Origin of the sequence: Halomonas fontilapidosi, from assembly GCF_014192285.1 — a bacterium.
GTDB lineage: Bacteria > Pseudomonadota > Gammaproteobacteria > Pseudomonadales > Halomonadaceae > Halomonas > Halomonas fontilapidosi.
On sequence record NZ_JACHXQ010000004.1, the window covers coordinates 212,077 to 225,532 of the forward strand.

A 13,456-nucleotide genomic window follows, 5' to 3' on the forward strand; every position below is an offset into this window, starting at 1 on the left:
CCCCCCTCGCCGGCCACACCGGCCACTGTGTCCGGACGGCACCCCCTGGCCTTGTCACGAGCCCCCGTCTCGTGACCCTCCCTCTCGTGAAGAGGGGCCTGTCGATGCCTTCGATCATGCTGACCGGGTGAGCGAGGGCCGCGCCTTCGATTACCTGGAGCGATTGCGCGACAACGATGCCCCGCGTGGCGCCGATGACGAAAGGCAGTGGCCGGCAGATCCGTCCCATCGTCATCCTGCCCGGCGCCTCCCGCCTGAAGACGAGCGCTGAGCGCCCTAGCGCGAGGTTTTATCCCGCTGCACGACATGGGGCGCCCGGTGCTGCTATGCACTAAAATGGTGCGATGCGCGGATGCGATCCTGCCCCGACACGGCGCTATCCCGTGCCCCATGAGATGGCGCGCTTCTTGCAAGAATTTCTCTCAATAGCTTCGTACAAGAACTTCTTGCAATAGCTCCTTGCAATAGCTCCTGAAAGCGCCTCCCAAAGGGGGCCACCATTGGACCGAGCGGGATCTCCCCATGTACCAACGCTTGATGGAACACCTCACCACGGCGGTGCTGCTGCTGGATGGCGAGCTGCGGTTGAGCTGGATGAATCCGGCCGCCGAGGCGCTGCTGGCGATCAGCCTGAGTCGTCTCAAGGGCTTGCCCCTGCCCTCCCTGGTGGGCGGTGGGGCAGAGGTTGGTGAGTTGCTGGCCAAGGCCCGCGACGAGTTTCACCCCTTCACACAGCGTGAGGCGCGCCTGACGCTGGTGACCGGCGAGATGCTGACCGTGGACTACACGGTCTCGCCGCTCTCTGCCGACGAGCTGCTGCTCGAGGTGGAGCCTCGCGACCGGCTGCTGCGCATTTCGCGGGAAGAGGCGCTGCAGACCCGCCAGGAGACCATCAAGGTGCTGGCCCGCGGGCTCGCCCACGAGGTCAAGAATCCCCTGGGCGGCATCCGCGGTGCGGCCCAGCTGTTAGGGCGCGACCTCGACGATCCCGGCCTGCAAGAGTTCACCCGCATCATCATCGAGGAGGTCGACCGACTGCGTGACCTGGTCGACTCCATGCTGGGGCCTAACCGAGTGATTCGTCACGAGCCGCTCAATATCCACAAGGTGCTGGAGCGGGTCCGCTCGCTGCTGATCGTCGAGCAGCCGAAGGTGTGGATCGAGCGCGACTACGATCCCAGCCTGCCGGACCTCTCCGGGGACGAGTCCCAGCTCATCCAGGCCGTGCTCAACGTGGCGCGCAATGCCGTGGAGGCGATGACCGAGGCCGGTGTCGCCTCGCCCCAGCTGACGCTGCGCACTCGGGCCCGTCGCCAGTTCACCCTGGGTGCCGAGCGACACCGGCTGGTCTGCGAGGTAGCGATCATCGACAACGGCCCGGGCATTCCCGCGTCGCTGCGCGAGACCCTCTTCTACCCCATGGTGTCCGGCCGCGCCGAGGGCAGCGGCCTGGGGCTCTCCATCGCGCAGTCGATCCTGCACCAGCACCAGGGGCTGATCGAGTGTGAGTCCGAGCCCGGCCATACCCAATTCCGACTGCTGATTCCGATGGAGAAGCGCCATGACTGATGTCGCACGCGTCGTGGTCGTCGATGACGATCGCGCCATTCGTTGGGTGCTGGAGCGTGCCCTGGCCCAGCCCGACCTCGAGGTAGAGACCGTTGATCGGGCCGATCGCGCCCTGGAGCGCCTGCTCGAGGCGCCGCCGGACGTGCTGGTTACCGATATTCGCATGCCGGGGATCGACGGCCTGGACCTGATGGCCAAGGTCCGCGAGGTCCATCCGGAGCTGCCGGTGATCGTGATGACGGCCCATTCCGATCTCGATAGCGCCGTGGCCTCCTACCAGGGCGGCGCCTTCGAGTACCTGCCCAAGCCCTTCGACGTCGATGAGGCGCTGTCCCTGGTGCGTCGCGCCGTGGCCCATGCCCGCGAGCGGCGTCGTCCGGTCAGCGTGCCCGAGGGGCTGGACGCCGAGATCATCGGCGAGGCCCCGGCCATGCAGGAGGTATTCCGCGCCATCGGCCGGCTGTCGCATTCGCACATCACGGTGCTGATCAATGGCGAGTCGGGGACCGGCAAGGAGCGGGTGGCCCGGGCGCTGCACCAGCACAGCCCGCGTGCCGGCAAGCCGTTCATCGCCCTGAACATGGCGGCGATCCCCAAGGACCTGATCGAGTCGGAGCTGTTCGGCCACGAGAAGGGCGCCTTTACCGGTGCGACCGCCCAGCGCCAGGGGCGCTTCGAGCAGGCCGACGGCGGTACCCTGTTTCTCGACGAGATCGGCGACATGCCCGCCGAAACTCAGACCCGCCTGCTGCGGGTGCTGGCCGACGGCGAGTTCTACCGCGTGGGGGGGCACACATCGGTGAAGGTGGACGTGCGGATCATCGCCGCGACCCACCAGAATCTGGAGACCCTGGTGGAGGACGGGCGCTTCCGCGAGGACCTCTTCCACCGCCTTAACGTGATCCGCGTGCATCTGCCTCGGCTTTCCGAGCGCCGCGAGGATATCCCGCGGCTGGCGCGCCACTTCCTGGCCGAGGCGGCCAAGGAACTCGCCACCGATATCAAGGTGCTGACCCCCGAGGCCGAGACGCACTTCACCCGGCTGCCTTGGCCGGGCAACGTTCGCCAGTTGGAGAACACCTGCCGCTGGCTGACGGTCATGGCCTCGGGCCGTGAGGTGCTCGTCGAGGATCTGCCGCAGGAGCTGCGCGAGCCCGGCGCCACCCAGGGCAACACCGGCGACTGGCGGGTCGCCTTTCGCGACTGGGCCGACCGGGCGCTGGCCGCCGGCCACACCCACTTGCTCGAGGAGGCCGTGCCGGATTTCGAGCGTATCCTGATCGAGACGGCACTCAAGCACACCGGCGGGCGCAAGGGCGAAGCCGCCGAGCTGCTGGGCTGGGGACGCAACACGCTGACGCGCAAGTTGAAGACGCTGCTGCCCGCGCTGGCGGAGGGGGAATAAGTGGGCACCAATCAGCCTGGTGTCGCACCCAGTGGCAGGCATGGCACCGGCTCATGCACATGTGAGGGCCTTGCTGGACGCTGGCGGGGCGATCCCTTCGGACCTAGGACGAAAGGCGCATTGTTGCACATGACGCCCCTGCCGTAGCGTCAGTTCATAAGTATTCCTTCATCCAGCAAATGCCCCGAGCCCAGGCGCTCCCGTCTCTATTCCGGCGCTTGTCCGGTCCCCGAGGTCGGTCCTCGCCTGGTCCCTGACGGTCGCGTTGCTGTTCCCTCTGCAGGAGGTTGAGGATGTCCGACCCGCACCCCCCAGCCACCGGCTCCCTTGCGGGCATTCGCGTCATCGACCTGACGCGGGTGATCTCCGGCCCCTTCTGCACCCAGATCCTGGGCGACCACGGTGCCGAGGTGATCAAGGTCGAATCGCCGGGACGCGGCGATGTCGTGCGCGACCAGGGCAACATGGTCAACGGCTTCAGCTGGTACTTTGCCCAGTTCAACCGCAACAAGCGCTCCATGACGCTGGACCTGCGCCAGGAGGCGGGCAAGGCGGTGCTTCACCGGCTGCTCGAGGAGGCCGATGTGCTGGTGGAGAACTTCCGGCCCGGCGTGCTGGCGAAGATGGGCCTTGATGACGAGACCCTGCGGGCCCAGTACCCGCGGCTGGTGGTCGGGCGCATCAATGGCTTCGGCTCCACCGGCCCCTATCGCGACCGTCCGGCCTATGACTTCATCGCCCAGGCCATGAGCGGCTTCATGGGCGTCAATGGCCCGGCCGACGGTGAGCCCATGCGGGCGGCCCCACCCATCAGCGACATGGTGGCCAGCCAGAACCTGGCGTTCGGCATCTGTGCCGCCCTGGTCCGCCGCGAGCGTAGCGGCCAGGGGGACATCGTCGAGACCGCCCTGACCAACGGCCTGATCGGCATGATGGGCTACCTGGCCGCGGAGTTCTTTGCCACCGACCGCGTGCCCGCGCGAACCGGCAACGACCACCCGATGCTCTATCCCTACGGCCTGTTCCGGGCCAGCGATGGCGAGGTGGCCATCGCCCCCAGCAACGACACCATGGTTGAGCGCCTGCTCAGGGCCCTGGGTCTGCTGCACCTGCTCGACGACGAGCGCTTTGCCGACAATGCCCGGCGCATGGCCAACCGGGAGGCATTGCGCGAGTGCCTGACGGCAGTGACCGAGACGCGCAGCGTCGAGGCCTGGATCGACCACCTCAACCGCGCCGGGGTGCCCTGCGGGCGCGTCCACGACCTGCGCGAGACCTTTGCGGATCCACAGGTCCAGGCGCAGCAGATGCGACTCGAGCTCGACCAGGGGGAGCTCGGCCGCATTCCCGTGACCGGCTTTCCGGTCAAGATGCAGGAGGCGCCGGCGGCGGTGCACCATCCCGTGCCCCGTCTTGGCGAGCACACCCGTGAGGTCCTGGCGGAGCTCGGCCTCGATGATGAGGAGTTGAAGGCCCTGGAGGCACAGGGCGTCGTTTGAACCTACCCTGCAGAGGTCCCGGGTCCGGTGGGGCTCGAGGCCACAACCGCAGTCGTCACAATAACAATCGGAGGATCAACGAGATGCCAACCATCAAGCACGCCACCCGGGGGCTTGCCGCCTCGGCCCTGCTGGGCCTCGGCCTGGCCACCAGCATGCCCGGCCATGCCCTGCCCATCAGCGAGTGCATCGCCCCGGCGGATCCCGGCGGTGGCTGGGACTTCACCTGCCGCTCGGTGGGCAAGCTGCTGCTCGACCTGGAACTGGTGGATAGCCCCGTCCAGGTCACCAACATGCCGGGCGGGGTGGGCGCTGTGGCCTTTGCCAACGTCGAGAGCAACCGTGCCGATGACAGCGACCTGATCGTCGCCACCAGCACCGTGGGGATCACCCAGATTGCCCAGGGCAGGTATCCCGGTGGCGCCGACACCATGCGCTGGCTGGCCATGCTGGGTACCGACGTGGGCGTCATCCTGGTCGATGACGACAGCGAGTACCAGAGCCTCGAGCAGCTGCTCGATACCGTGGTCGAGGACCCGGGTGCCCTGGCCGTTGCCGGCTCCAGCGGTGCCGGCGGCTGGGATCACATCCGTGCGCTGATGTTGGCCAAGGAAGCCGGCATGCCCGATGACCAGATCGGCAGCCTGCGCTGGGTGCAGTTCGACGGAGGCGGGCCCGCCGTGACCCAGATGATGGGCGGCCATGTGGATGTGGTCTCCACCGACCTGGGGGAGATTGCCGGCTTCATCGAGTCGGGCGACGTGCGCGTGCTGGCGGTGCTCTCGGAAGAGCCGCTGCCCGAGCCCTTCGCCGACCTGCCCACGGCCGCGTCTCAGGGCTACGACGTGGCGGGTTACAACTGGCGGGGGTTCTACACCGGTGGTGAGGTGTCCGACGAGAACTACGCCGCCATGGTGGAGGACCTCAAGACGCTCTACGACAGCGACGAGTGGAAGGACGTCGCCCAGCAGAACGGCCTGGTGCCGCTGTGGCGTGGCGGTGACGCGTTCGATGCCTTCGTCCGCGAGTCCATCGATGAGGTCGAGACCATTTCCCGGGAGATCGGGGTCATCCAGTGAATGATCCCCTGCAGGACGATGCCGGGCGAGTGCCCGGCGTCATCGGCGACCGCATCGCCGGGGCCCTGTTGCTGGTGCTGGCGGTGGGCGCCTGGTGGCTCTCTCACGACCTCGAGTCGGGCTTCATGCAGCCCATCGGGCCGGGTGAATACCCGCGCCTGATCAGCCTGCCCCTGGCGGGGCTGTCGCTGCTGCTGATCCTGCGTCCCGGCTTCAACCAGCGCTGGCCGGGACGCGCCGCCCTGCTGCGCCAGGCGTTGACTCTGCTGGTGCTGGCCAGCTTCGCCGGCCTGGTCAAGCCGCTCGGCTTCCTGCCGGTCTCGCTGGTGACGGCGGTGCTGCTGGTTCGCCTGTTCGGGGCCGCCTGGAAGCCTGCCTTGGTCAGTGGCGCCGTGCTCGCACTGGCCCTCTACGCGCTGTTTGAATTCGCCCTCGGTATTCCGCTTCCCGACATGCCGGGCCTGGACGGGTAACGCCGCGACATGGATATTCTCGCCTTCCTCGCTCAGGGCTTTGCCGTGGCCCTGGAGCCCCAGAACCTCTTCCTGGCGTTTATCGGCTGCGTCATCGGTACCCTGATCGGGGCACTCCCCGGCCTGGGGCCGGTCAACGGCGTGGCGCTGATGATTCCGCTCTCCTTCAATTTCAGCCTGCCGGCCACGGGGGCGCTGATCCTGCTGGTCAGCGTCTACTACGGCTGCATGTATGGCGGACGCATCAGTTCCATCGTGCTCAATATCCCCGGTGACGAGCCGGCCATGATGACCACCCTGGACGGCTATCCGATGGCCCGGCAGGGGCGTGGCGGTGAGGCGCTGGGGCTCTCCGCGGTGGCCTCCTTCGTCGGCGCCGGGGTGGCCACCCTGGGACTGGCGCTGTTCGCGCCCTTGTTGGTGCAGTTTGCCATCCGCTTCGGCCCGGCGGAGTACTTCGCCCTCTTCGTGCTGGCCTTCGCCACCATCGGCGGGGTGACCGGCGGCAGCCTGGTAAAGAGCTTCATCGCCGCCTTCCTGGGGCTGCTGCTGGGAAGCGTCGGCATCGATGCCGTGAGCGGGGTGCCGCGCTACACCTTCGGACTTTACGAACTCTACGACGGCATCGACTTCATCGTCGCCCTGGTGGGGCTGTTCGCCATTTCCGAGTGCCTGCTCTACCTGGAGGACATTCGCGGCACTAGCCGCCCTACTCTGACCCTCGGGTCGGCGGTCCCCGGTGTGCGCACTGCCGGCCGCTGTGCGCCGACCATCGCACGCGGCTCGCTGATCGGCTTCGTGGCCGGGGTGCTGCCCGGCGCCGGCGCGGCGCTGGGCAGCTTCCTCGCCTACATGCTCGAAAAACGCTGGGTCGGGCGCGGCGGCCGCTTTGGCCAGGGCGACCCGCGCGGCGTGGCGGCGCCCGAGGCCGGCAACAACGCTGCCGCGGGCGGGGCGCTGATTCCCATGCTGTCGCTGGGCATCCCCGGCAGCGGGACCACGGCGATACTGCTGGCGCTGCTGCTGTCGATGAATATCACCCCGGGGCCGCTGCTTTTCGAACAGCAGCCGGAGATGGTGTGGGGGCTGGTGGCGGCGCTGGTGATCGGCAACTTCGTGCTGCTGGTGCTCAACGTGCCGCTGGTGAGCCTGTTCGCCAAGGTGCTGCAGGCGCCGGGCTGGTTCCTGATGCCGATGGTGGTGATGGTGGCCTTCGTCGGCGTTTATTCGCTCAACAACAGCGCCTTCGATCTCTACATGATGCTGGGCTTCGGGGTGCTGGGCTACGCGCTGCGCAAGCTGGAGATCCCCACGGTGCCGGTGGTACTGGGCCTGCTGCTGGGCGGACAGATGGAGTTCAACCTGCGCCGTGCCATGTCGATCTCCGGCGGCGACTGGAGCATCCTGTGGAACAGCGGCATCTCGGTGGGCATCTACCTCTTCGCCGTGACCCTGATTGTGGCCGGGCTGGTCTACTCCTGGATGATTCGGGGTCGCCTCGCCTAGGCAAGCCGGCCGGTCAGGCTGTGCGCCGGCGCCCGGGGCTGCCAGAATGGGCCATCCAAGGAGAGAACGCCCATGACGCAGATGAGCTGGGAACGGCTGCTCGACCCGCGGCGCCTGCACGACCGGCGCGGCGAGCGCCCCGGCGGCGGTCGCGACGAGATCGGCCGCAGCCCCTTCCACAAGGACCATGACCGCATCGTCTTCGCCGGTTCCTTCCGGCGCCTGGGTCGCAAGACCCAGGTCCACCCGTTGACCGACAACGACCATATCCACACTCGGCTGACCCATTCCCTGGAGGTGGGCTGCGTGGGGCGCTCGCTGGGCATGATCGTCGGCGAGCGGCTGAGTGGCCGGCTGCCCGGCTGGATCACCCCGGCGGACCTGGGCGTGATCGTCCAGGCGGCCTGCCTGGGTCACGACATCGGCAACCCGCCCTTTGGCCATGCCGGCGAGTACGCCATTCGTGACTGGTTTGCCCGCGCCGAGGCCGATGGCAGCGGCCTGCTGGAGGGGCTCTCGGCACTCGAGCGCCAGGACCTGCTGACCTACGAGGGCAACGCCCAGGGTTTTCGTATCGTCACCCAGGTGGAGTACAACCAGTTCCGTGGCGGCATGCGCCTGACCACGGCGACGCTCGGCACCCTGCTCAAGTATCCCTGGACCGTGGAGCACGGTGGGGCGGCGGGCAAGTTCGGCTGCTACCAGAGCGAGCGTGAGCTGCTGGCCGAGGTAGCCGAGCGGCTGGGCCTGCTGCCCCGCGGCGAGGGACGCTGGTGCCGCCATCCGCTGGCCTGGCTGGTGGAGGCCGCCGACGACATCTGCTATGCGCTGCTCGACCTCGAGGATGGCCTGGAGATGGGGATCCTGCGCTACGAGGAGGTCGCCGGTATTCTGATCCAGATCGCCGGCGGTGAACCCGCCGACTATGCTGCCATGCAGCGCCACGGGGTTTCCCAGCGGCGGCGCATCGCCGCCTTGCGCGGCGCGGCCATGGAGCGTGCGGTGAACGACGTGGGCGCGGTGTTTGTGCAGCACGAGGCCGAACTGCTCAGCGGGCGTCTTAAGGACGACCTGCTGGAGCTGTGTCACCCGGACCTGGGCTGGGGCGTCAAGGCGGCCAAGCAGCTGGCCCGCGAGCGGATCTTCCAGAACGAGCGCAAGGCCAAGCTGGAGATCGGGGCCTACACCACCCTGGGTATCCTGCTCGAGGCCTTTATCGGCGCCGCCCATGAGCTGCATCATCATGGGCGCTCCACCTTCAAGCACCAGCGCGTGCTGGCGCTGATCGGCGAGAACACGCCGCGCCCCTCCTGGACGCTCTACGACAGCTACCGGCGCATGCTCGACTTTATCGGCGGCATGACCGACCACTATGCCGTGGACCTGGCCCAGGAGATGGGCGGCCGGCTGCGGGGCGACTGAGATGGCGCATCGACGAACCACAGGGGGTGGCTGGCGGAGTGCGCTGGCAGGTCTGGCGCTGCTGCTGGCGGCCTTGCCGTCGCTGGCCGAGGGGCCTCTCGAGCGCCTCGAGGGAGAGGGCTTCGGCCACTATACCCTGGCGCTGACCTGGCACCCCGGCTTCTGCGCCAGCCGCTCGCGCCCGCCCCGGGAGTGCCGTGAACCGGACCTGCGCGAGCAGGGCTTCGTGCTGCACGGCCTGTGGCCCTCGCTGCCCGAGCGCTTCGCCGAAGGGGGCGTCGACCGGCGCCGCTGGTGGCGCGAAGGCTGTTTCCTCGAGACGCCGCGGCCCGACGGCAGCTTCTGCCGCGCCCATCCGCCCCTCGACTTGCCGGCGGCACTGGGGGAGGCGCTGGATGTCGCCATGCCGGGGCGTGCCAGCTGCCTGGGACGCTACCAGTATGCCAAGCATGCCGCCTGCCTGGCGCTGCCCGAGGCGGCGTACTTTTCCGCCTCGGTGGCGCTGCTGGAGAGGGTCAACGCCAGTGCCTTCGCGGCCTTCGTGACCCTCAATCAGGGCGGCGAGGTGGGACGCAATGCGCTGATCAATGCCTTCGAGGCGGCTTTCGGTGAGGGCACGGGGCGTGCCTTGCGCCTGGAGTGCCACGGGCGCGGCAATCGCCTGCTCACTGAAGCGCGTATCAGCATTGATGCCGCTCGCCTGGCAGACTTTCCCGCGGCCGAGAGCCTGGTGCACCAGGAGCGTGGCCGCTGTGCGACCCGGGTGCGCATCGCCACCTTCGACTGATCAGACCGAGGGGCCCTCCAGGGGCGGAAGGTCCAGCAGGCTGGCGCGATGGCGCAGAGCGGTGATCACGGCGTCGTGGGTGGCGTCGTCGACCTCGCCCAGCCGGGTTGCGGTGAGTCGCCTGGCCAGGTCGCCGCCGCCGACCACCAGCAGATCGTCCGGTGCCTGGTCGGCATCAATCTCCCAGCCGGGCAGGGCGAGTACGCCCTTGACCGGGACCGGGCCGCCGACCTGGTACTCGAGCCAGCCGGTCAGCCAGCGCGTGGCCTGGCGCGTCTTGCGCAGCGGCCGACGCTCGTTCCAGCCCGGAAAGCGCAGGCGGTCCGGCTCCACGGCGACCAGGTTGACCTCGCGGCCGCCGGGGGTGATGGCGGGGGTGCGAGCGCGGGTCTCGACCACGAAGATGCCGTGGGGGGTGACCGCCACATGGTCGATGGTGTAGCCATCGCCGGGCACATCATGAAAGACGTAGTAAGGGTGCGCCTCGGGGCGGATCAGCCGCTCGAGCTCCTGGCCCACGGCGAGTTCGCAGGCCAGCCCCAGCTTGAGCCGGCGGATACGCTGGAAGTCGCGGATCAGCAGGAAGCAGAACACCAGCGCCAGCAGGGTGCAGAGCGCGCCGTAGAGCGCCCACTCGATCCAGTCCTGCTCGCTCGAAAAGAGCATGCGGCCCATGCCGTAGACCAGCGGCGCCAGGGTGACGATGGGGCCCAGGGCGCCGTCGAGGAAGAGCGTGGCGAAGGCGCGGTCGAGGCGGTCGCGCAGCGCCTGTCCTGGCTCGCGCAGGGGATGGGCATCGAAGGGTGAGCGCACCCGGGCATCGTGAAGGTTGCGCAGCGCCACCACGATCACCGCGGTAGCCGCCAGCGGGAACAGGAAGATCAGCGGGAGCAGGTATTCCAGCCAGGCCATCGGGATTCCTTGCCCTGAGGGAAAGCGTTCATTCTAGACAACCTCCCCCTCGCGGGGCCATGCTCTTTCGTCGTGACACCTGCCAGGAAACGAGGAGACAGGCGTGAGACAGGCGACAGCGGCGACAAAGGTCCATGATCTCGAGGCGCTTGCCGCCTTCATCTCGCAGCACCCGCGTCTGGCGGTGCTCACCGGCGCCGGTATCAGCACGGCCAGCGGCATCCCCGACTACCGCGACGACCGCGGCGACTGGAAGCGTCCACCGCCCATGCAGCACCAGGTGTTCATGTCCAGCCACGCGGCCCGCCAGCGCTACTGGGCGCGGGCCCTGGTGGGCTTTCGGACCCTGCAGGACGCCCGGCCCAATGCGGCGCATCAGGCTCTGGCGCAGCTCGAGGCGCTGGGCCATGTCAGCGGCGTGATCACGCAGAACGTCGATGGCCTGCACCAGCGGGCCGGCTCGCGGCGTGTGATCGACCTCCACGGCCGTGCCGACATCGTGCGCTGCATGGGCTGCGGCGCCCGCCGCATGCGCCATGATCTGCATGCCGAGCTGGCCGCCCGCAATCCTCAGTGGCAAGGGGCCGGCGCTCGCGCGGGCCCCGATGGTGATGCCGATCTGGAGGCCGATTTCTCGGCATTCCGGGTGCCCGACTGCACGCGCTGCGGTGACGGCATCTACAAGCCCGACGTGGTGTTCTTCGGCGACAGCGTGCCGCGTGCCACCGTGGAGGCCGCCTTCGCCCTGCAGGCCGAGAGCGATGCGCTGCTGGTGGTAGGGTCGTCGCTGATGGTCTTTTCCGGCTTTCGTTTCGCTCGGGCGGCGGCCCGCGATGGCCAGCCCATCGCCTGTCTCAACCTCGGCCGCACCCGGGCCGATGACCTCTATGCGCTGAAGGTCGAGGCCTCCGCCGAGGCGCTGGTCTCGCTGTGCGGTCTTCTGGACGGCGGCTCACTGTCGGGACTCAGCCGCCGGCCAGCTTGACCCGGTAGCCGCGCTTCTCCAGTTCGCCCTTGAGCAGCTCGCGGTGGTCGCCCTGAATCTCGACAACGCCCTCCTTGATGGCGCCGCCGGTACCGCAGCGCTTCTTGAGTTCCTTGGCCAGGGTCTTGAGCTCGGCGGCGGGCAGCGGGATGCCCTCGAGGGTGGTCACGCCCTTGCCCTTGCGGCCGCTGGTCTCGCGGCGGATACGCACGATGCCGTCGAGTTCGGCCAGCCGTGCCTGCTCGGCCTGCTCGTTACACTCGCACTCGGCCAGGGGGCGACGACACGCCGGGCAGGTGTCGCCTTTTTCGGTGGAGTAGACCAGTCCGCCGAGCTGGTCCTTCAGGGATGCCATGTCGGCCTCCTCGCGTTGGAGAGTTTCCGGCCGATGATAATCCCGCGACGGGCGCTCTGCATCCGCGGAGCTTGTCCACAGGCGGTGGCGAGAGGCGGGTGTGGATATCAGGCGTAGGCAGCCAGCGCGCGGCCGCTTTCGAGATGGCTGATGACGGTGGGCAACTGGAACATGTTGCTGATCATGATGGCCCCTTCCGGCGTCTCCTCGGCATCGGGGAAGCGGTTGAGATGGATCACCGTCATTCCCGCGGCCAGCGCCCCTCTGACGCCGACCAGGGCATCGTCGATGACCACGCACTCCTCGGGCGTGAAGCCCATCAGGCTGGCGGCGTGGCGAAACAGGCAGGGATCGGGCTTCCAGCAGTTGGCCGTATAGGCGCTGAACAGACGGTTACCGAATACCTCGCTGAGGCCGGTGGCCTCGAGTGAGGTGCGAATCTTGTTCTCCGGGCCGTTGGAGACCACTCCCATGGGATGGCCGGCGAGGGCGGCAAGGGCCTCGGTGGCACCATCAATGGGGATCAACTCGCTGGCCAGGCGTCGGTTGAGATTGGCGCGCATGCGATTCTCGAGGGGATCCAGCCGATCCGGGTCCACGCTGCCGTAGCGGCGCTCCAGTTCGGCAACGATATGGCGGAAGCGCGCCCCGCGGAACTCTCCCATGTAATCGCTGGGCTGGAAGGGCAGGCCGGCGTCGGTCAGGCTGGACGACATCTCGTCGGCGAGCAGGGGCTCGCTGTCGACGAGGGTGCCGTCGCAATCGAAGAGCAGGCAGAGGGGGCGTGCCATCACCGGACCTCATGGTGAATCAGAAAGTTATAAGCTCATTGTTACAGATGTCGGGTCTTTCTGCCCAATATTAAAGCCCAGTTTCGCTATTTTGTGAACGGTGTTCTTGAATATCGGGATTACGCCGATATCCGTGTCGGAGCCCAGTGTGGCGATCGGTGGCCGCGTGACAAGGCACGTCTTGCGGTGGTGGCGTTCGCGGGCATTGGCGGCTCGTGCCTATACTGACGGCGTCCCGGCCAGGAGCAGGTCCATGAATCTCGAACGCGTCGTCTTCGGTTTTTTCGTCATCCTCACCCTGAGCCTCAATGTCGCGTTCGTCGCGGGTAGTGTCGAGACGGTCTCGCACCACAACGTGTGGATCCTCACCTTCACGATCATCGTCAACCTGGTTGCGATCGGCCTCAAGCTGGGGGATCGCTCACAGACCGGGGCGCTGCTGCTGGCGTCCGGGCTGGTGGCCGGCCTTCTGCTGATCACCGCGCGGGTTGTCTGGATCATTGCGGACCCCGGTAGCGGGGAGGGACCGGGGCCTGGCGAAATGGCCGACATCGTCTCGATCGCGACGGGCGCGCTGATCGCCAATATCATCGCCACGCTGATACTGGTCGGCGATACGCTGCTGTCGCGGCGCTAGCACGCAGCGCACGGCGGCTCAGCGTCGCACTCGAGA

The 13,456-nt window shown here is 67.9% G+C and carries 13 protein-coding genes; 10 read left to right on the plus strand and 3 right to left on the minus strand.

Features of this window, described 5'->3' with window-relative positions; translation table 11 throughout:
* The first annotated feature begins 522 nt into the window (after nucleotides 1–522).
* From glnL to FHR95_RS08395, 8 genes are all read left to right on the plus strand, one after another.
* A complete protein-coding gene (gene glnL / locus FHR95_RS08360) occupies nucleotides 523–1,569 on the plus strand; it encodes a nitrogen regulation protein NR(II) (RefSeq protein WP_183314060.1) in 1,047 nt (348 codons plus the stop codon).
* Nucleotides 1,562–2,974, plus strand: coding sequence for a nitrogen regulation protein NR(I) (gene glnG, locus FHR95_RS08365; protein ID WP_040183245.1), 1,413 nt, complete (start codon nucleotides 1,562–1,564; stop codon nucleotides 2,972–2,974). Before glnL ends, glnG begins: the two co-directional genes overlap by 8 nt.
* A 293-nt stretch (nucleotides 2,975–3,267) precedes the next feature.
* A complete protein-coding gene (locus tag FHR95_RS08370; RefSeq protein ID WP_183314061.1) occupies nucleotides 3,268–4,473 on the plus strand; it encodes a CaiB/BaiF CoA transferase family protein in 1,206 nt (401 codons plus the stop codon).
* 83 nt (nucleotides 4,474–4,556) lie between these two features.
* Entirely contained in the window at nucleotides 4,557–5,552 is a 996-nt protein-coding gene (locus tag FHR95_RS08375; protein WP_183314062.1) for a Bug family tripartite tricarboxylate transporter substrate binding protein, read from the plus strand.
* The gene (locus tag FHR95_RS08380; RefSeq protein ID WP_183314063.1) at nucleotides 5,549–6,025 is read left to right on the plus strand and encodes a tripartite tricarboxylate transporter TctB family protein; all 477 of its coding nucleotides are present in this window, start codon (nucleotides 5,549–5,551) and stop codon (nucleotides 6,023–6,025) included. Before FHR95_RS08375 ends, FHR95_RS08380 begins: the two co-directional genes overlap by 4 nt.
* Before the next feature lie 9 nt (nucleotides 6,026–6,034).
* Complete coding sequence (locus tag FHR95_RS08385; RefSeq protein ID WP_183314064.1) at nucleotides 6,035–7,531, plus strand: tripartite tricarboxylate transporter permease; 1,497 nt, start codon at nucleotides 6,035–6,037, stop codon at nucleotides 7,529–7,531.
* Between the two features lie 72 nt (nucleotides 7,532–7,603).
* Nucleotides 7,604–8,953: a deoxyguanosinetriphosphate triphosphohydrolase gene (locus FHR95_RS08390; protein WP_183314065.1), complete on the plus strand. Its 1,350-nt coding sequence runs from the start codon at nucleotides 7,604–7,606 to the stop codon at nucleotides 8,951–8,953.
* Between the two features lies 1 nt (nucleotide 8,954).
* A complete protein-coding gene (locus tag FHR95_RS08395; RefSeq protein ID WP_183314066.1) occupies nucleotides 8,955–9,740 on the plus strand; it encodes a ribonuclease T2 family protein in 786 nt (261 codons plus the stop codon).
* Here the strand turns inward: FHR95_RS08395 and FHR95_RS08400 are convergent, their stop codons facing one another.
* Nucleotides 9,741–10,652: a nuclease-related domain-containing protein gene (locus FHR95_RS08400; protein ID WP_040183229.1), complete on the minus strand. Its 912-nt coding sequence runs from the start codon at nucleotides 10,650–10,652 to the stop codon at nucleotides 9,741–9,743.
* Between the two features lie 103 nt (nucleotides 10,653–10,755).
* Between FHR95_RS08400 and FHR95_RS08405 the strand changes: the two genes are divergently transcribed.
* A complete protein-coding gene (locus tag FHR95_RS08405) occupies nucleotides 10,756–11,637 on the plus strand; it encodes an NAD-dependent protein deacetylase (protein ID WP_183314067.1) in 882 nt (293 codons plus the stop codon).
* Here FHR95_RS08405 and FHR95_RS08410 read toward each other — a convergent pair.
* Both FHR95_RS08410 and FHR95_RS08415 read right to left on the minus strand, forming a co-directional pair.
* Nucleotides 11,618–11,992, minus strand: a complete 375-nt coding sequence (locus FHR95_RS08410) for a translation initiation factor Sui1 (RefSeq protein WP_183314068.1) — start codon at nucleotides 11,990–11,992, stop codon at nucleotides 11,618–11,620. The genes FHR95_RS08405 and FHR95_RS08410 overlap by 20 nt on opposite strands.
* 107 nt (nucleotides 11,993–12,099) lie before the next feature.
* Nucleotides 12,100–12,783 (minus strand): HAD family hydrolase, encoded by a 684-nt coding sequence (locus FHR95_RS08415; RefSeq protein WP_040183223.1) that lies wholly within the window; start codon nucleotides 12,781–12,783, stop codon nucleotides 12,100–12,102.
* Between the two features lie 253 nt (nucleotides 12,784–13,036).
* Between FHR95_RS08415 and FHR95_RS08420 the strand changes: the two genes are divergently transcribed.
* Nucleotides 13,037–13,420 carry a DUF6394 family protein gene (locus tag FHR95_RS08420; protein WP_040183222.1) on the plus strand — a complete coding sequence of 128 codons (384 nt, stop codon included), beginning with the start codon at nucleotides 13,037–13,039 and terminating at the stop codon, nucleotides 13,418–13,420.
* The last annotated feature ends 36 nt before the right edge of the window (nucleotides 13,421–13,456 follow it).